This is a genomic window from Salibacterium aidingense DSM 18341 (assembly GCF_000429685.1).
In the GTDB taxonomy this organism is placed as follows: domain Bacteria; phylum Bacillota; class Bacilli; order Bacillales; family Marinococcaceae; genus Salibacterium; species Salibacterium aidingense.
The window spans coordinates 98,909-116,580 of sequence record NZ_AUCI01000009.1; the positions used below are offsets into that span (position 1 = coordinate 98,909).

The window sequence follows — 17,672 nt, forward strand, 5'->3', positions numbered from 1 at the left end:
CCGAATGACAAACTCTTGGGTAAAACGGCTTGAGGAACAATTTGGATCGGACGTGATTAAATGGCAGCCATCTCTTCTCAAGAAGATGTCTCGTGATTTTTTCTGGTACTCCCCTGTGTTGAAAGAAAAATTATCCTCTCATTATGCCGAATGCGTGGCACGGCCACGGGGTGAAATGGAGCTGAGGGGGCTGCTTTCCTTTGCTGCAAAAGAACGAATACCGATCAGCACGAGGGGAGGAGGTACAGGTAACTACGGCCAGATTGTCCCGCTTAACGGCGGTATCATGATAGATACAACGAAATTAAACAGCATTCTTGAAATAAAAGAAGGAACAGGCCGGTTTCAGGCTGGGGTGAAAATGGGGCAGCTGGAACGAAAACTCGCAGGGACCGGCCAGGAACTTCGTTTTTTCCCGAGTACGTATCAGCAATCGACGCTGGCTGGGTTCATCGCCGGCGGGACAGGCGGTATTGGTTCGATTAATTATGGAACGCTTTGGGATGAAGGAAATGTTCTGGAATTGACGGTTCTTACAATGGAAGAACAGCCAAAACGTTTAACGATTAATGGAGAAGAGTTGAAGCGGTACATCCATAACTACGGGCTTTCCGGCATTATGGTAGAAGTGGTGCTGTCTTTGGCTCCAAAGAGTGAGTGGGAAAATCTCTGTTTTCAATTTAACACAGACAGGCAGGCTTATATTTTCGCCGAAATAGCTGCCTTGGATTCAGATATTCATAAACGGCTGATTTCTGTTTGTGAAGCAGGGTTGGCGCAAGTATTTTCTCCGTTAAAAGAGATAATCGAACCTGGGAAAGCCACGGTTTTCGTAATGGCGGCGCCGGACAGCTGCAAACTTTTAACAGAGCTGGCCGATGAGTTAGGGGGAGATGATATAGAAGCATTTGGAGCATTTCTCTATAAGAAAAAACAGGACCTCAGTCATTTTACCTGGAATCACGTTACGCTTTGGTGGCTGAAGGATCATCCAGGCGACACCTATGTCCAGGCACGCTTTTCACCTGATCGATATCTACGGCAGATAGAATTATTAAAAAAACAGTTTCCGGGGGAACTTCTCGTTCATCTGGAGTGGATCAAAGCCGGAGGCATTATTGTTCCGACGTCACAGACTGTGATTCGGTATCAGAATGAAAGGCGATTACATGAAATCATGGATGCTTTCGAAGAAGCAGGGGTCAGGGTCAGTAATCCACATACGTATGTTTTGGAAGAAGGCGGAAAGGACGACTGCGTGGAAATGATTTTGGAAGCCAAGCGGGAAAATGATCCATACCACCTTCTTAATCCGGGGAAGACCAACCGGATGCGCGCGGGAACAACTGCTGGAAAAGAGGAATAATTATGCTGGATTTGTGCCTTAATAATGTAAGATTAGAAGGCGAAGTAAAACAAATTGGTATCAAAGACGAGTGCATTCAGTACATCGGCCCGGAAAAACAGGAAGCCCACTCTGTCATAGAAGCGGGTGGTGCCTGGCTCCTCCCGCCTTTTGTCGAATCGCATATTCATTTAGATACCGCATGGACGTATGGCTCCCCCTATATCAATCATTCCGGCCAATTGCTGGAAGGCATTGAAGTCTGGGGGAGATATAAAAAGGAAAAATTGTCGGAAGAGGAAGTCCGTGCCCGTGCTCTGCAGGTTATTCAGCATATGGCCGCACAGGGAATTCTCTACATGCGGACAATGGTGGATGTGTCCGACCCGGAGCTTGTGGCGTTGAAAGTCTTGATAGAGGTGAAAAAACAGGTGACTCCTTATGTGGAACTGCAGATTATTGCTTTTCCTCAGCTTGGTCTCGCTCCTCCTGGAAATGGAGCAGCTCAGCTGAAACGAGCTCTGGCCCTCGGAGCCGACGGAGTGAGTGCAGTACCTCACCTTGAAAATACAAGAGAAAAAGGCGTAGAATCCCTGGAGACCTGTTTCGGAATTGGTGTGGAGCATCAGACTTTCGTTCATATTTTTTGTGATGAAACGGATGATCCTGAGTCCCGATTTCTCGAAGTTGCAGCTGACCTTGCCGTGGATTCAGGACTGTATCATAAGGTGGCGGTCAGTCATGCTAATGCCATGGCTTATTATAATGAGGCCTATGTAAAAAAACTACTTCCACGTCTTGCCGCTTCTGCTGTTCATGTGGTTACCTGCCCTTTAATAAATAGTGCGATGCAGGGCCGTTTTGACAGATTTCCAAAAGGAAGAGGGATTACAAGAGTAAAAGAATTACTCGAATATGGTATTTCTGTATCTTGTGCCCATGATGATTTTCAGAGCCCTTTTTATCCGCTTGGGGATGGCTCCCTGCTGACAGCGGGACATATGCTGGCTCATCTGGCCCATATGACAGGCAGTGAGGACTTTCCGGTCATTATGAATATGCTGACTACTTATCCAGCGGATCTTATGGGAATAAACTCCTATGAAATTCGGGAAGGTGGGGCAGCCAATCTTATACTCCTTCCTGCTTTAGATGCCCGGGATGCACTGCGCAGACAGCCGGTGCCGCAACTGGTAATTTCTAATGGAACCGTTCTGGCAGAAACCCCAGCACAGAAAACCTCTATTTATTCCGAGATCTTTTCAACTTTGGAAGAAAGGAGACGCTTATGAAACTATGGAATGTAAAGATACCGATATATGATAAGGATGCCTTTTTTGAACTAGAGATAGAGAACGGGATGGTAGTCTCTCTTGATCGGCACCACGAGAAAATATCCGGTTATCACGTTTTTTCATTTTCTGAAAAGCTGGAGAAAGACGGAGAATGGGATGCAAAAGGCCGTATTGTTCTTCCGGGGCTTGCCGATGCCCACATGCACCTCGATAAGTCTCATTCCCTATATGCGGTAGGGAACGAAAGCGGGACCTTAGAAGAAGCGATTGAAAATTACAGTACCTATTCCCCCAACTTCACCGATGCTGATGTAAAAGCCCGCATTAAAAAAACGGCCTTTGCCGCATTGAAGCATGGAACAACTGCGATCCGCACTCATATCGACTTTAATACCAAACTGGACCGGGCCGCAAATTTCCGCGGCGTCCGCATGGTCCTGGAAGCAAAAAAAGAATTGTCTGAGCTCATTGATATACAGGTGTTTCCAATGCTTCCCTATTTCCAGTACGGGGAAAAAGATAGAACACGAATCGAGGAAATGCTTGCACTCGGAGTCGATGGTATCGGCGGCGCTCCTCATCTCAGCGAGGTTCCGCATGAAACCATTGACGAGATCTTTCGATATGCTGGGGAATACGATCTGCCAATTGACCTGCATACCGATGAAAGTGATGATCCCAGAGTGGATACCATTCTTTACGTCGCTGAAAAAACAATTCAGACTAACTATCAGGGGCGGGTGACGGTAGATCATCTCTGCTCGCTTGCAGCCATGGAAAAAAACAAAGCCATTCGGGTTATTCAAAAAATGAAGGAAGCGGAACTTATGGCGATTACGCTTCCTGCAGCCAACATGTATCTGCAGGGCAGAGATGACGAAGGACTGGTACGACGGGGGACGACCCGTATTGGGGAGATCAGGGACTACGGCATCCCACTGGCAGCTGCTTCAGACAATGTCTGCGATCCGTTCCATCCATTCGGGAGGGCGGACCTCCTTCAGATCGCCCAGTTAACAGGCTATACCGGTCATATGGGAGGACGGGAAGACCTACCGGAGCTAGTGAAAATGATTACGACCATTCCAAAACAGATTATGGGGATTTCCGGCAAAGGGCTGAGTATTGGGGAAGAGGCCACATTTGTTATGTTTGATGCTCAAACACTGGAAGAGCTATTTGCTGAACTGCCTCAGACACGTGCTGTATTTGGAAAGGGACGCTGGTTATCAAGAGTCTGGCAGGAAGAGCGGATAGCAGTGGAAGGAGAATATGTGTATGGCGAACGTGCTCATCCTTTATTATAGCGGATTTGGTCATATCCGGACGATGGCCGAAGTAGTTGCGGCCGGAGCTGCCCAGGTAAAAGGAACTAAGGCAGAGATTGCGAAAATTCCGGAATTTGAGGATGAAACTCTCCGTGTTGTAAACCAATCCTACCATCAACAGGAAGGTCTCTCGAACCATTTTCGATTAACAAAGCGGAAGGAAGACTTTGAAGCAAGTCAAAGAGCGCAGGAGCATATACCAACAGCCGCCATGCATCAATTACGGGAAGCAGATGGGATCATTTGGGGGTTCCCTACCTACCTGGGTTCCATGCCGGCCCAGGTTAAGTCTTTTCTCGATCATGCTGGACAGTTCTGCAGTACAGGAGAACTGGAAGGGAAACCAACCGCTCTGTTCACTAGTGCCGGTTCCATACACGGGGGTCATGAAGCGGCCCTGCTTGGTTCCCTCGTCCCCCTCCTCCATCTTGGTATGATTTATATGGGTCTTCCTTATACCGAAAACCCGGAATATTTAACAGCTAACCCGGTAGGCGGTTCCCCCTATGGCGCTTCTACGCTGGCTGGTCCAGACAGTTCTCGTGTGCCTGCGGAGGATGAATTAACCATGGCGTCCCGCCTCGGAAAAAGAGTGGCACGTGTCGCCTGGTCTTTTGAACAATCAAAACCGTTCGGGCAGCATTCGGACATTTAATCCTCTATTGGTCTCAAAATCAGTGTTTTAACGGAAGTTAGGGACATTTAATGCCTTATTTGCTGGATAACAGTAAAATAACAAGGTGAAATGCAGGAATAACGGAATAAATGTCCGCCCACCTCTCGATTTAATAGGTTTTGTCACAGATAGCGGAATAAATGTCCCAAACCTAAAGGGTAAACAACGTGGAAACCCATTACGAGGTTTCCACGTTGTTTAAGATTTCGGAGGCGAGCTGCATGATGGTCATGTCGTCCATCGGCGGGTTGTGAAGGCCGGCGCGGACATCGCGGTAATACCGCTGCAGCGGGTTTTTCTGTGAAAGACTGCGTGCTCCTGCGATCCGCATCGCGGTATCAACGATGGAAAGGGCGTTATTTACGATGCTGTATTTCACCGCTCCGAGTTCAGGCTTCATCGTCTGCCGCTCTTCATACCCGGACTGATCCCACTTAGCAGCCACACTGGTTAGAAAATGTTTGTTCTGCTTAGAGAGGAGCTCCATCTCCCCGATTTTCTGGCGCACGTTGGGGAGCTCGGAAATCGTTCCGTTTATGCTGTTTGGCGAATACTCCTTTGCAAATGAAACAGCATACTCCTTGGCCGCTTCGGCAATCCCCGAATAACAGGCAGGAATGTGCAGTAGCCATCCTGCGGCTGGTTTCTCCCCAGGTGTTAAATAGGCAACAAGCTGATCTTCCGGTACTTTTACTTTATCCAGCACAAGATCATGACTGCCGGTGCCGCGCATGGCAATCGAATCCCATGTTTCCTCAATGGACAGCCCGGGGCTTTCCCGTGGGATTAAAAAGTTTGCCACACTCTCGTCTTTTTCAAGGGTGGCACTGACGACAAAGTAATCCAATACAGGAGCCATCGTCGTAAACGTCTTCCGGCCCGTGACCTCCCATTGCCCATTATTTAATATCGCTGTTGTTTCCGGTTTCCCTCCCCGGGTCGGACTGCCTGTAGCCGGTTCGGTTGCGGTGTTGTTCAACAAGACCCCATCTTCAAGAACTTCTTTACAGAAAGAAGCATAAATCTCCTCCGGCCAGCTCTCTTGTTCACCGAGATTTTGAACGATTCCCATATGCCATCCGATCGATAAGGCGGTGGAACCGTCCGCTTTGCCGATGATTTCCTGGGCTTTCACCAGCTCCAGCAGGGAAATGTCCTTCCCGCCAAAACGTTTCGGAACGGTTAGCGCTGTATATCCAATGTCTTTTAAAGTTTCTATATTCTCCACCGGGAAAGAGGCCTCTTCGTCATGGAGAGCGGCTCTTTGCTTAAAAGGCTGGACGTCCTTTTCCAAAACTTTCAGGCGTTCGTTCATGGCTGGTTGTTTCCATAATTCCATTGTATTATTCCTCCTCCTGCTGACCATGTATTATTCTATACCATAGGAGAAGGATACGTCATTCGACACCTGTTCATTCCTGGAGCACTTCTTCTAATTCTTCCCATTGCCTCAATGAATAAGTACATTGTAGGGGCATACGACATTGACCGCTGACGTCTTAATGATTCGCTGCCATCTATGTCTCCTTAACATACCACCGTCTAAGTAGATTTATATTCGCTTGGTGATAACGGCTGTGGTCGGCTATATGCCATATCCCCCAGCGAATGGTCGCTTGTTTTTCGTTATCGTGGCCGAAGGCAGTCGCTCTTTCTAAATCAGCATCTCTAAGTTGTGTACAAGTTTCTTTTAACATTTTAATAATTTCTTCATAATCGGAAACAAGAGAACCTAAAGACTTGTTTTTAATCATAGGTAGCCTGCCTTCTGCATCTAACGCAGGTCCATATTTCTCTTCTAAAGAAGGAGGAAGTGATTCTCCTTTTATTCTATATACCCACTTTAAATCGACGTAAGAGAGGTGGTTTATTAGCTGAGCGGTACTATTAAAATTGTTGTTAGGACCTTTGTACTCGACTTCCTCTAGGGACATCCCTTCTGTAATCGATTTTAGCCGCTGGTTATTTTCTTTTACAGCGGAATACAATAATCCCACTGTTGGAGTCATATTATCCTCACCGGGTAAATCAAAAAGGTTTCCTCCCTTTTAAAAAAATTGTTTCCTTACGTAATAATACGCTGCATGAAACGAAGGTAGATGGTGATCATTCAGGCAGATAGTTTTGAGTCATTCGAAGGAACGCGCTGTTTCTTCCTCTTCTTCGATCTGCTGTTCCACCTCCGCACAGTCCTCTTCAACTCCGGTGTGTATATTCATTGTTTGATAGGTAATCAATGCTGTGAGAAATAACAAGAAGGCCGAATAAAATAATCTCTTATTCACTTTCTTTTTATCCCATTTTTTTAAATGAAACAGGACGGGAATGAAAGCAATGTAAAAGCTGTAAAAACTTGAAGCCATCCCCATAAAGGCCGATTTATAATTGGAAATGCTGATGGCTGCCATTGATGAGACGTCTCTCAAATTCTCTGATGCCTCTTCTTCTATGACCAAAGTTTCTTTATTTTTCCATCCCCGTTCCAGAAAGATTGTTCCTCCTTCCGTGTGCTCTACATTGTACCCCGTAGGATACCAGCCTTCATTAATGAAATAAACGATGAGAATGATGCCTCCAAAAGCTAAAAGGGAGGAGACAGTGTTGAGCAGGATACTTATCAGCGAGGCTTTTTGTTTTCCTTGTTCCGCCATTATTCAACACTGGCTTCCCATTTCTGCAGGATTTGATAAAAAAGCTCCCGGCTGACCCTTTGTTCTCCGTGATCCGTATCATGTACGAGGTAAACCGGTCCTTCTGCTGAGTTTTTCACAGACACAGAATGAATCGATGATTCGTGTTCCTTTCCCTTTTTGCAGACGGCGATGCCAAGGGGATAATGCAGTCCTTCCCGCTTTGGTTCAATCGTGACCCCGCGCTGATAATAAAAGGAGGTGGCAGGGTAATCCAGAAACAAATCCCGGAATTCTTCTTCGGTGATCTGATGATAATGAAAAGGGGAGCTGCTCGGATTCCCCCGCCCCTGTCCAAATGGGGTGGAAAGAACAAGGGTACCGCCGGGACGGAGAAGGCTCAGAATATTTTTCAGGAATACTTGATCATCCGGCACGTGTTCGATCGTTTCAAACGAGAGAATGGTATCAAATGTGCCGAGTTCCTTCTTGATGTCCGGATCAAGGGCATCCGCGGCCTGGAAGGAAAGGAGCGGATGATAGTAGTGCTTTTTGGCATATCGTATCGTTTCCGGATCGACATCCACTCCGAGAACCTCCGTGATTTCTTTTTTCTTCTTCTTGGCTGTAATCTGGGAGCCGTAGCCGGTCCCAGCGGCAATGTCGAGCACCCGCCCTTTGACGTAGGGAAGCGCAAACGTATAGCGAGCCAAATGCTCCAGCAGCAGCCCGTTTTCCGGTTTCATTTCCTTTGGGATAATACGCTCTCCTGTATCTTCAAGCATGTGCTTCACCGCTTTACATATTTTTACGGTTTCCATTGTATCAGAAAAAAACGGGCAGGTGATGAGGACGGCAGGATTATGATATGATTTTCTCATGATTGTCTAATAGAAAGGGGTTCTTGATGGCAGAGCAGAAAATAACCGAGTTTGAACAAGAAAAACAGCATTTAGAAGAAACAAAGCAGTACCTGGAAAAGGTACTGGAAAAAGCCTCGAAGGATCAGCAGGCATTTCAGGGCAATATTAAACACGCAATGGAGGAACTGGACCATCTCGACAGCTCTTTGAGCTACGTTAATATCCTGGCCAACGCGAACCTGCTGGATATGGCCGATAAAAGTTTCCGGAACCTTGTAAATATCCGCGAAAAACCGTATTTCGCCCGGATTGATTTCACCCCGGATCCCACTAGTACCAAAGAAGAGCTGTACATCGGAAAAGCTTCCCTGTACACGGAAGATACGCACGAACCCGTCATTGTCGACTGGCGCTCGCCGGTTGCCAACTTGTACTATGAAGGACAAATTGGCGAAGCTGCCTACGTGGCCCATGGCGAGGAATATACGGGAGAACTTTCTCTCAAGCGGCAGTATACGATTGAAAAAGGGCAGCTTCAGGACATGCGGGACATCGATGTCACGGCCAGAGACGAAATGCTGCAGGAAGCGTTAACGACTAACGCCGACAAACGCCTGAAAGATATCGTTTCAACCATCCAGGCAGAACAGAATCGGATTATCCGGGCGGATATGAATAAACCGGTGATTGTGCAGGGCGTTGCCGGCAGTGGAAAAACGACGATTGCGATGCACCGGATTGCGTATTTTATCTATACTTACGCTGACACGTTTAATCCCGATGACATGATGATTCTTGCTCCGAACCACCTGTTTCTCGATTACATTTCCGATGTACTGCCGGAGCTTGGGGTCGATGATGTGAAGCAGACAACGTTTACAGACTTTTTTCTGGAAGCGATCGGAAAAAAGCATACCTTTACGTCGTACGATGAAAAACTGCTGAGCTTGGTCGAGCACACTGATACCGATACAACGGAGATGGAGTGGATCTCCGGCTGGAAAGGTTCGCTCGAATTCAAGGATCTGCTTCAACGCTTTGCCAAAGATGTGGAAGCAGACCTTGTGCCGAACGAGGACTTGATGCTCGAACGGTTCGTTTTATTTTCCGGGAAACGGCAGCAGGAGCTGTTTGAAGACCAATACGCGTACATGCCCCCGTATCAGCGCCTTGATAAAATTAAAGACGTGATTAAAAAAAATACAAAAACACGGAAACAGGAAATTTTTGAGCAGGTGGAAGAGGTCTACGATAACAAGATTGAAAAGTACCGTCACGGCATCAAGGATCCGGAAGAGCGGCGGCAGAAAGTCGTGGAAGTCTTTGATCGGAAAGAAGCTCATATGGAAGAATTGAAAAATCTTGCAAAGACCACCGTTTCCGATTACACCAAGCAGTTCAGCAAAAAGAAAGTGCAGGATTATTATAAAGAACTCATGAAAGATCCAGACAAGCTTCAAAAATACAGTACTGGATCACTGACGCGGGACCAGGCGGAAAAGTTGGCGGCGTACCATGAAAAATTGCTAAAAGGGAATAAACTTGAATTTGAGGATACTGCGCCGCTTTTATACTTGAAGCATCTCCTCTATGGGGTCAAGCTGCCGCAGAAAATCAAGAATGTCGTCATCGATGAAGTACAGGATTACAGCATTTTTCAATTATATATGCTGCGGCATGTTCTCGATACAGAACTGTTTACCATTCTCGGTGACTTATCGCAGGGTATCCATAGTTACCGGAGTATTCAGGATTGGGAGCAGGTGCTGGATCACATTTTTCCAAAAGCCACGTACACTGAGCTGGAACAAAGCTATCGGACTACAAAAGAGATTATGGAAAAAGCGAATCAGGTGATTGACTTCAGCGGTAATAAAGAACTGCCAAAGGCAAAACCAGTGGTCCGGCGGGGCGAAGAACCGTTATTTCATCCGTATGAATCGAGGAACGAGCTGGCAGATGGGATCAACCAAACCATTGAGGCCTGGAAAAAAGATGACGTGTTATCGATGGCTGTTATTACGAAAACAGCAGAAGAAGCAAAAACGGTGCAGAAATTACTGGAGAAAGAAACAGCTATCCCGCTGCAAATGCTGAAGGAAGACGAAGCACTAGATCCAGAAAAAGTCCAGATCCTGCCGTCGTATTTATCGAAAGGCCTGGAATTTGACGGCGTTATGCTTGTCACCAAAGACGAACGGTTTGACCCAGCCAATGAACTCGATATTAAACTGCTGTATGTCGCTATGACAAGAGCCCTTCACCATCTTGACATTTTCACCCGGAGTCGATATAACGAAGACATCCTGGAACGAATTAGGTAGGTGTGGAAAGGCGGGTTTTCTATCTGGAAAAGGATCCTTTTAATAGCTGGGATGACTGCAGCAGGTATTTACATGGCTTTGGCCTTTCTGTTTCATTCGGAAGACGAACGCTGGTTTGTGCTGGATGGAGAGGCCTATACGACCTCGGATATAGAAAATGTCATGACCTCCGGTACCATGGAAGTAAATAAGGGAACGGCCCGGCATTTCTTATACAGAGAGCTTGTATTGAAAGAAGCAGGGGCTGTTGATCAGCAGGAAGTAGAAGATAAAGTAGAGCAGGCCAAGGATTTACATCAAAAAATGATGAAACACAACGACGAACTAAAAACCCACATGGAAGAGGCGGCGGAGCAGGAAGGTATGGCTGCAGCTGAATACATGAATACGATTTGGGAAGAGGAAACAAGGAAAAATGTGATCACCAGTCAGTATATCGCGGAGCATGTAACACATGACGTTGAATTGGTTCCAAATGATAATTCTAAGGAAGAAGAGCACTATAACCAAGTGCTTCAGGACCATCAAAACGCGATGTTTGAGAAATACGACAGCCAGATCCAGGATGTAAAGGGAATAACAAAGTAACAAATAAGTCCTTCCAGCAAGATGGAGGTTGGGGTAGATGCCCTAATCTCCATTTTTATTTTTGATAAAAAAATTAAATTTTTTTAAAACGTTTAAAACAAGGGAGGAAGCGTTATCATTAGTTTCTTCATAACATAAGACTATTTTCTTATAAGCAAATTTTAGTTACAATAATCCCCATGAAAAAATAAGCCTTTTTACTTATGGGGGGGGTAGTAGATGTATAAAGGTAGGACACTTCGTAAAAAGATGCTGGCCATTTTCATCCCGCTCGTATTACTATCGGGAGCTGCGGTTTCCGCGGTTTCGTATTTTGCAGCCAAAGATGATCTGGAAACAGCACTGGAGGAAAACATGACAGCAACCAGTGCCGAACTCACGGAAGCGACAGAACGCAGGTTTGTGGGACATGAACGGATAGGGGACAATTTATCTGCTTTGCTGACAAGCCAGGGAACCAGCATGGAAAAACAAGAGATGGCAGAAGTGCTGGAACATATGATTTGGAATAATGAGGACACGCTGGGGGCGGGGATTTGGTATGAGCCGTACGCCTATGAGGAAGAAACGGAATTTACTGGCCCTTACGTATATAAAGACGGAGAAGAAGCGGTATATACGGAAGCATACGAAGAACCGGATTATGATTATCCAAGTTGGGAATGGTATGAAGTCGGAATGAACTCGGAGGGGGATGCGGTGTGGACAGAACCGTATGATGATGAAGAAACTGGCATTACCATGCTGACGACTTCGGTCCCTTTTATGAACGAGGCCGGGGAGCCGATGGGAGTGGTTACAGCGGACATAGACTTAACAACCCTGCAGGAGCATATTGGTTCCGCTAATATGAACGGAGCTGGTTATGCGTTTCTGACGGACAATGATGGGCAGTACATTGCGCACCCTGAACGGGATAAAGTAATGTCGGCTAACGCAATGGATGAAAAAGAATTTGGGGAAGCCTTTGCAACAAATGAGGAAGAAATACAGACCATACAATATAACGGCGAGGGGCATCTCGTCTATCAACAGACGCTTCCAACCACCGGGTGGACATTGTCTCTTGCTGTACCGGAAAGGGAATTGTACGCCCCGCTGAATCAGCTGCTGACTCAATTGATTATTTACACGATTATAGTTGCAGGGCTCGGTTCTGTTATTATTTTCATTTTCTCCGGTCGGTTGACTCGTCATTTGAATACATTGAAAGTAAAGATGGGGCAGGTGAGTGATGGCGATTTGACTGTAAATACCGCAATTGCCTCCAACGATGAAATGGGCATACTTGGACGTCAGTTTAATAAAATGATCAGGGATATGAATGAGCTGCTGACTTCAATGAGAACTACCGTATTTCAGCTGCGGGAGTCCTCAGAACAGATGAGTGCAACCTCGGAAGAAACAACGGCCTCCAGCCAGGATATTAATAAAGCCATTCAGGAGGTGGCTGAAACGGCGGCTTCCATGGCAGAGCAGACGGAAGAAACCGATGGGGCGGCGAACGAGTTAGCGGCCTCTATTGACAATATTACGGACCGGGTGGGAGCGATGACAGAGCTGAGTAAAAAGCAGGAGACAGACCATAATGATGGACTGGCGCGGATGACTTCCCTGCAAACCGCATCTGAATCGGCTTCCGCTCAAACCGATAAAGCAAGCACGACCGTGAATGACTTGTCGGAGCATGTCCAAAGTATTGAATCTGTTATTGGAAATATTGAAGAAATTTCGGAACAGACGAACCTGCTCGCGTTAAACGCGAGCATCGAAGCAGCGAGAGCCGGGGAACACGGCAAAGGTTTTGCCGTGGTGGCAGGAGAAGTTCGAAAGTTATCAGAGCAGACGAGCGATATGACCAGCCAGATTAAAGAACGAATAGCTTCTGTTAAGCAGGAGTCTGAGGAAGCTGTCACCTCGATGAAAGAGGTTCAGGCTTCCAATGACAACCAGAAGCAGGCAGTAACAGCGACAAAAGATATTTTTGAACGGTTGACCGAGGCAGCCAAAGAAATGGCAGAAGCGATGCATGCTATTTCCGGCGATGTTACGAATATGAACGAGAAGAAAGAGAACATCATTGCTAAACTGGACAATATTAATGCGAGTATCGAGCAGGCTGCCTCGGCAAGTGAAGAAATCAGTGCATCCACCGATGAACAGGTTCAGGCGCTGCAGGGTGTCGCGGAAACCGCGGAGCAGTTACACGAGATGAGTGAAGAAGCGGATCAGAAAGTAAGAGCCTTTCACATTCAAGAACAGCAGGAGATACAAGAAGAAGACACGGATACAAAAAACGAAGACGACTATTAATCAACACAGTAATGGAAGACAGTATCAGCAGTATATGCTGAATTGTCTTCCATTTTCATCAACCAAGTGAACTCTTGTTTTAATGATAAACATGATGAAATATAGCTCCACCTTGTTCCTGGACTATTTTTATCGTGAGAAAGCATGAACTTTCTATTATAAGGTGGAGCTTTTTCGTTACCAATAACGAGGGCCAGGGTAAATGTAGTATGACGGCCTTGTATAGGGGCGGCGTCCAATTGTGCGGGATTGCCCTTGACCGCCTCCTATTCCTGGAAATCCCGGCATTCCACCTCCATTGCCTTGCCCTGGAAAAGGGAACCCGGGCATCATGCCATCTTGACCGTTGCCATTCCCATTGCCGCCATCCTCCTCCTCTTCTTGTCCTTGAGGTGGTACTGACTGACCGGGTCCTAGAGGGATGGGAAAGCATACAACGGAGAGTTCTTCATCCTCTGAGGTGGTTATTGTTCCTTCCATTCCTCCTTCGAATTCTACCTGATCCTCCGTAATACAGATATAGCCTTCCTGCTGACGCGGGCCCCAATATGGGGAGTGGTAAGGATTGTAGTAATACATAAATCATTCGCCTCCTTGAAATACATTCTCATCCTATTCATTTAATTAAGTTTGGGCACCAACATCTACAAATTAGCTTTAACTGTCTTCCTTAGGGAATTTACTAGATAATCTGTTCTAAGCTGTATCCTTCCGTGTCAGATAGAATACTAGTTTACGATCTATACGAAAGACATTACAATAAAAGTATCAGAAATTTTAAAATTCATTCATGGGCTGTAACATTTTCTGAAAGGAGCATTAAAAAATACGTATACCTGGTTTTTGAAAGGCAGGAAGGTTGCTGATTCTCAAAAAGACTAGGCATCACCTTAAGGGAGAGATTGTTATGAGCGGTCTGTGCAAGGTTGTAGTTGTGGATGATGAAATGTTGATCAGGCAAGGGGTGATCAATTATATTGATTGGGAAAAGGTAGGCTTTCAAATGGTTGGGGAGGCTTCAAATGGGAATGAAGCCCTTCAGTTAATCGATGAATTACGTCCTCACCTTGTCATTACGGATGTAGTGATGCCTGGGATGGATGGGATCGAGTTAGTGCGGGTGGTGAAAGAACAGTATCCAGATATTGAGATTGTGGTGTTAAGCAGCTTTGAAAATTTTGAGTATGTCCGTTCAACGTTTCAGTGTGGGGCGGCTGATTATATTCTAAAACCGAAGTTGAATGGAGACGAATTAATTAAGAAGCTGCGAAAGGTGATGCCTGAGTCCAGACGGGCGGAGGAAGTGATTCAGAGTGCCCCTTCGATAGAAGTAGTTTTACAAAAGTGCCTGATTGGCTCCTCGTTAACGATCAGCGAGGAGAAACTGCTTGAAGATTTTTCGTATAGTCATTACAGTCTGATCGCTGGCTGCGGCAGGGGGAGTAAAAAGGAATTTTTTAAGGAAGTAAGTGGTTTGTTCGAGGAGCAGCTCTTTGCCTGTGAAACTTTTTTTATCCCTGTTAATGAAAGCGATATCAATACAGTGTTGGTTAATTTTAACGGGGAGGAACAGCTCCAGTCTGTGAAGCAATGTGTAACCCGGATGGCTGAGGCTGACCGGGAGTGCCGGACCATTTGGTTAATGAGTGTTCCATTTTCGTCGATTCTAGAACTGAAAACTATTTATGAGGATCATTTATTAAACATGAAGGATTATTTATTTTATCTAACGGAGGAGCAGGTTTTAATCTATGATGATTTGCCTGAGGTACCTGAAGTCGGGAAGCCTTTTGACTTAGGGAGGTTTCTAGGACTCTTTAAACAGAAAAAGTTCGAGTTTGCGATTACTTCTTTAACGGAGCATGTTGACGTCCTTATGCGTCAATATACGAAAGATATCTTTGAATTTAAGTCATGGCTTGAGAACATTATGTTCAATGTCATTGTTCTGCTGGACAATATGAATTACGATGTTCACGAGCTTGAGACGATGAAATATAAGTATTTCTCGGAAATTAATGAAGCATCTCATGCGAAAAAAGCAGTGGCTGTCTTTCATACTTTCGTTGATGAGGTAAGACGTATTGTGCAGGTCGAAGACAATAAAAACTGCCCGCCTGATCTGAAGCGGCTGCTGCAATTTATTGAGAATCATTATGCTGAACCGCTTTCGCTGACGACCTTATCTGAATCATTCCACTTCAACCCCTCGTATCTATCCAGTTATTTCAGCACTCATCTGAACATCGGTTTCAGCGATTATTTAAATCAAGTGAGAATTGTCAAAGCGAAGCAGATTCTTGAGACTAGCTCTGTCTCGGTCAGCATGGTTAGTGAAATGGTCGGTTACTCAGATCCGAGCTACTTCTGTAAAGTATTTAAGCAAATGGAAGGATCATCACCTGGGAGTTATCGTAAGCCTGCCCCGATACTGAATTGAGGATCAGTCGAATGAAAAAATTACTGAACATTCTTCAATATAATAATTTATTTATTAAAATGTTTCTCGTCATGGTTATTAGTATTATTTCTGTTTCTCTTCTGATTACCTTTAGTACGATTCGGATGTCGAACAATCTGTTTATGGATACGTTCAGCATTACAAATACGAAGGTACTTAACCAGATTAAGCAGCAGTTCGAACAGTTCAGCTACTCAGTTGTAGTTACTTCAATGGACGTAGAAAATAACGCTACGATTAAGCGAATGTTAACGGAAGAGTATGTGAGCTCGATAGATGCGTCTACTTCCTTTTATTCCATTAAAAAGCAGATGGAAAAACTGTACTCCGACCGCCCGAATGAAGCGAACATGATCATCCTCGGAGAAAATGAGCGGCTGTTTAATATGAAATATGTAAATTGGTCGGTTTCGGGAGATGACTTAATGGACCATCGGATCACAAAAAACACAAAAGAGAACCCCAATCAGATTCTTTATCAATTTGTTGATGGTGGTGAGATTACGAATAGCAGCGCGATGGTAGTAGCGACAAAGGCGCTTACAGAGAGATCTACAAATCACATTTATGGATATTTGTATATCCCGATTCGTGAGCTGGATCTAAGAGGATTCTATGACGACTACACGAGTCATGGAAACAGCGTGATGTTAGTGAATGGCAGCGGGAAAATCATCTCGAGTGACGATGAGGAATTAATCGGTCAGGATTCGCCTGATCTCCTTAAACTTGCGGAAGAAACCGAAGAACAAAGTCTGGAGTATCAGGAAGCCAACGTTTTTGGAAAAGACCAGCTGGTGTTGACCTCGGCTTTACCGGCGCTCGATTTGTATATCGTCAATCTCGTGGATCAGGAGCTCGTCATTCATAACCTTGTAAATACTAAAGAGATTGTCTTAATCAGTACAGTGATTGTGCTGCTGGCCTTAGTCGTCGTATTTATTATCTCCAGGAGGGTAACGAATTCAATCAGCCGACTCGTTAAACAGATTTCCAACATGGCCAAATATGATTTCAGTAAACCCGTGAAAGTGAACGGGGGCTATGAGGCGAGAAAGATCGCGAATGCCTTTAACTATATGCTTAATGAATTACAGGAGCATGTTGACGTACTGATGAAATCGCAGCGGAAGCAACGCAAATCGGAGCTTGAGGCCCTGCAGCATCAGATTAATCCGCATTTTCTATATAACACATTAACTTCTGTGAAACTACTTGTGAAGGATGGGAAAAATGAGGCCGCTTTTGAGACGATTGATGCGTTAATCCCGCTTCTTCAGAATGCGTTAGGAAATGTGGACGAGACAATTACAGTAGAGCAGGAAGTAGAGAATATTAAGAGCTATGTATTGATCAACCAAACGAGATATGGAGATCGTATTAAAGTAAATTCGCTCATCTCTCCCGATTGTCTTCATTTTCATTTGCCGAAGCTTGTTATTCAGCCATTCATTGAAAACGCCTTTTTCCACGCTTTTACGGATAAAAAGCAGGGCTTTATTCAAATCATGATTGCGCAGCGAAACGATAAACTTGTGTGTGAAGTGATTGACACGGGAGATGGCATGAGAATTGACAGGATCGAAAGCAAAGAAGGGAAGAGGCAGCTGTTCAGCGGGATTGGCGTCCGTAATGTTCACGAGCGAATTCAATTATTGTTTGGGGAGGAGTATGGGGTGGAAATATCGAGTGAACGGAAGAAAGGAACCGAAGTAAAAATTATTCTTCCTCTGTTGGATGGAGATTCTAAAGATAATACCAAATCTAAAAATAGTACCAAAAGTCAATATCTCGACGAAGGAAACTTCTAAAAATAATTAAATAATTTTCTAAAGATCGTTCTAACGGT

General features: G+C 45.3%; 14 protein-coding genes. 9 read left to right on the plus strand and 5 right to left on the minus strand.

Annotated elements, in window-relative coordinates; translation table 11 throughout:
* The first annotated feature begins 4 nt into the window (after positions 1-4).
* From G475_RS24745 to wrbA, 4 genes are read left to right on the plus strand one after another with little or no spacing between them, the layout of a single operon-like run.
* Positions 5-1,366: an FAD-binding oxidoreductase gene (locus G475_RS24745; protein ID WP_051302401.1), complete on the plus strand. Its 1,362-nt coding sequence runs from the start codon at positions 5-7 to the stop codon at positions 1,364-1,366.
* Positions 1,367-1,368: 2 nt separating this feature from the next.
* Complete coding sequence (locus G475_RS24750; protein ID WP_035710874.1) at positions 1,369-2,637, plus strand: amidohydrolase family protein; 1,269 nt, start codon at positions 1,369-1,371, stop codon at positions 2,635-2,637.
* Entirely contained in the window at positions 2,634-3,947 is a 1,314-nt protein-coding gene (locus G475_RS24755) for an amidohydrolase family protein (RefSeq protein WP_051302404.1), read from the plus strand. The genes G475_RS24750 and G475_RS24755 overlap by 4 nt, the downstream gene beginning before the upstream one ends.
* Positions 3,919-4,623: an NAD(P)H:quinone oxidoreductase gene (gene wrbA, locus G475_RS0110590; RefSeq protein WP_026701277.1), complete on the plus strand. Its 705-nt coding sequence runs from the start codon at positions 3,919-3,921 to the stop codon at positions 4,621-4,623. Before G475_RS24755 ends, wrbA begins: the two co-directional genes overlap by 29 nt.
* A 199-nt stretch (positions 4,624-4,822) precedes the next feature.
* Here the strand turns inward: wrbA and G475_RS0110595 are convergent, their stop codons facing one another.
* The 4 genes from G475_RS0110595 to G475_RS24760 all read right to left on the minus strand — a co-directional run bounded on the left by G475_RS0110595 (position 4,823) and on the right by G475_RS24760 (position 8,059).
* A complete protein-coding gene (locus tag G475_RS0110595; RefSeq protein WP_026701278.1) occupies positions 4,823-5,983 on the minus strand; it encodes an acyl-CoA dehydrogenase family protein in 1,161 nt (386 codons plus the stop codon).
* Between the two features lie 178 nt (positions 5,984-6,161).
* A complete protein-coding gene (locus G475_RS0110600; RefSeq protein ID WP_026701279.1) occupies positions 6,162-6,653 on the minus strand; it encodes a DinB family protein in 492 nt (163 codons plus the stop codon).
* 120 nt (positions 6,654-6,773) lie between these two features.
* Positions 6,774-7,295, minus strand: coding sequence for a hypothetical protein (locus G475_RS0110605; RefSeq protein WP_026701280.1), 522 nt, complete (start codon positions 7,293-7,295; stop codon positions 6,774-6,776).
* The gene (locus tag G475_RS24760; protein WP_084414090.1) at positions 7,295-8,059 is read right to left on the minus strand and encodes a class I SAM-dependent methyltransferase; all 765 of its coding nucleotides are present in this window, start codon (positions 8,057-8,059) and stop codon (positions 7,295-7,297) included. The genes G475_RS0110605 and G475_RS24760 overlap by 1 nt, the downstream gene beginning before the upstream one ends.
* A gap of 122 nt (positions 8,060-8,181) precedes the next feature.
* On the opposite strand from G475_RS24760, the gene helD reads away from it, so the two are divergent.
* The 3 genes from helD to G475_RS0110625 all read left to right on the plus strand — a co-directional run bounded on the left by helD (position 8,182) and on the right by G475_RS0110625 (position 13,362).
* Entirely contained in the window at positions 8,182-10,461 is a 2,280-nt protein-coding gene (helD, locus tag G475_RS24765) for an RNA polymerase recycling motor HelD (protein ID WP_051302406.1), read from the plus strand.
* 72 nt (positions 10,462-10,533) lie between these two features.
* The gene (locus tag G475_RS0110620; RefSeq protein WP_035710877.1) at positions 10,534-11,049 is read left to right on the plus strand and encodes a hypothetical protein; all 516 of its coding nucleotides are present in this window, start codon (positions 10,534-10,536) and stop codon (positions 11,047-11,049) included.
* Between the two features lie 219 nt (positions 11,050-11,268).
* Positions 11,269-13,362 (plus strand): methyl-accepting chemotaxis protein, encoded by a 2,094-nt coding sequence (locus G475_RS0110625; protein WP_026701282.1) that lies wholly within the window; start codon positions 11,269-11,271, stop codon positions 13,360-13,362.
* A 177-nt stretch (positions 13,363-13,539) separates the two neighbouring features.
* Here the strand turns inward: G475_RS0110625 and G475_RS0110630 are convergent, their stop codons facing one another.
* Positions 13,540-13,941 (minus strand): hypothetical protein, encoded by a 402-nt coding sequence (locus G475_RS0110630; RefSeq protein ID WP_026701283.1) that lies wholly within the window; start codon positions 13,939-13,941, stop codon positions 13,540-13,542.
* 328 nt (positions 13,942-14,269) lie between these two features.
* On the opposite strand from G475_RS0110630, the gene G475_RS0110635 reads away from it, so the two are divergent.
* Together G475_RS0110635 and G475_RS24770 are read left to right on the plus strand one after the other, a co-directional pair.
* Positions 14,270-15,802 (plus strand): response regulator transcription factor, encoded by a 1,533-nt coding sequence (locus G475_RS0110635; protein ID WP_026701284.1) that lies wholly within the window; start codon positions 14,270-14,272, stop codon positions 15,800-15,802.
* An 11-nt stretch (positions 15,803-15,813) separates the two neighbouring features.
* Positions 15,814-17,634, plus strand: a complete 1,821-nt coding sequence (locus G475_RS24770; RefSeq protein WP_035710881.1) for a sensor histidine kinase — start codon at positions 15,814-15,816, stop codon at positions 17,632-17,634.
* Positions 17,635-17,672 lie beyond the last annotated feature (38 nt).

Excerpts from the sequence above, each read along its gene's own strand:
- G475_RS24745 (WP_051302401.1), top strand. The coding sequence starts at position 5 with ATGACAAACTCTTGGGTAAAACGGCTTGAGGAACAATTTGGATCGGAC.
- G475_RS24750 (WP_035710874.1), top strand. The coding sequence starts at position 1,369 with ATGCTGGATTTGTGCCTTAATAATGTAAGATTAGAAGGCGAAGTAAAA.
- G475_RS24755 (WP_051302404.1), top strand. The coding sequence starts at position 2,634 with ATGAAACTATGGAATGTAAAGATACCGATATATGATAAGGATGCCTTT.
- wrbA (WP_026701277.1), top strand. The coding sequence starts at position 3,919 with ATGGCGAACGTGCTCATCCTTTATTATAGCGGATTTGGTCATATCCGG.
- G475_RS0110595 (WP_026701278.1), bottom strand. The coding sequence starts at position 5,983 with ATGGAATTATGGAAACAACCAGCCATGAACGAACGCCTGAAAGTTTTG.
- G475_RS0110600 (WP_026701279.1), bottom strand. The coding sequence starts at position 6,653 with ATGACTCCAACAGTGGGATTATTGTATTCCGCTGTAAAAGAAAATAAC.
- G475_RS0110605 (WP_026701280.1), bottom strand. The coding sequence starts at position 7,295 with ATGGCGGAACAAGGAAAACAAAAAGCCTCGCTGATAAGTATCCTGCTC.
- G475_RS24760 (WP_084414090.1), bottom strand. The coding sequence starts at position 8,059 with ATGCTTGAAGATACAGGAGAGCGTATTATCCCAAAGGAAATGAAACCG.
- helD (WP_051302406.1), top strand. The coding sequence starts at position 8,182 with ATGGCAGAGCAGAAAATAACCGAGTTTGAACAAGAAAAACAGCATTTA.
- G475_RS0110620 (WP_035710877.1), top strand. The coding sequence starts at position 10,534 with ATGGCTTTGGCCTTTCTGTTTCATTCGGAAGACGAACGCTGGTTTGTG.
- G475_RS0110625 (WP_026701282.1), top strand. The coding sequence starts at position 11,269 with ATGTATAAAGGTAGGACACTTCGTAAAAAGATGCTGGCCATTTTCATC.
- G475_RS0110630 (WP_026701283.1), bottom strand. The coding sequence starts at position 13,941 with ATGTATTACTACAATCCTTACCACTCCCCATATTGGGGCCCGCGTCAG.
- G475_RS0110635 (WP_026701284.1), top strand. The coding sequence starts at position 14,270 with ATGAGCGGTCTGTGCAAGGTTGTAGTTGTGGATGATGAAATGTTGATC.
- G475_RS24770 (WP_035710881.1), top strand. The coding sequence starts at position 15,814 with ATGAAAAAATTACTGAACATTCTTCAATATAATAATTTATTTATTAAA.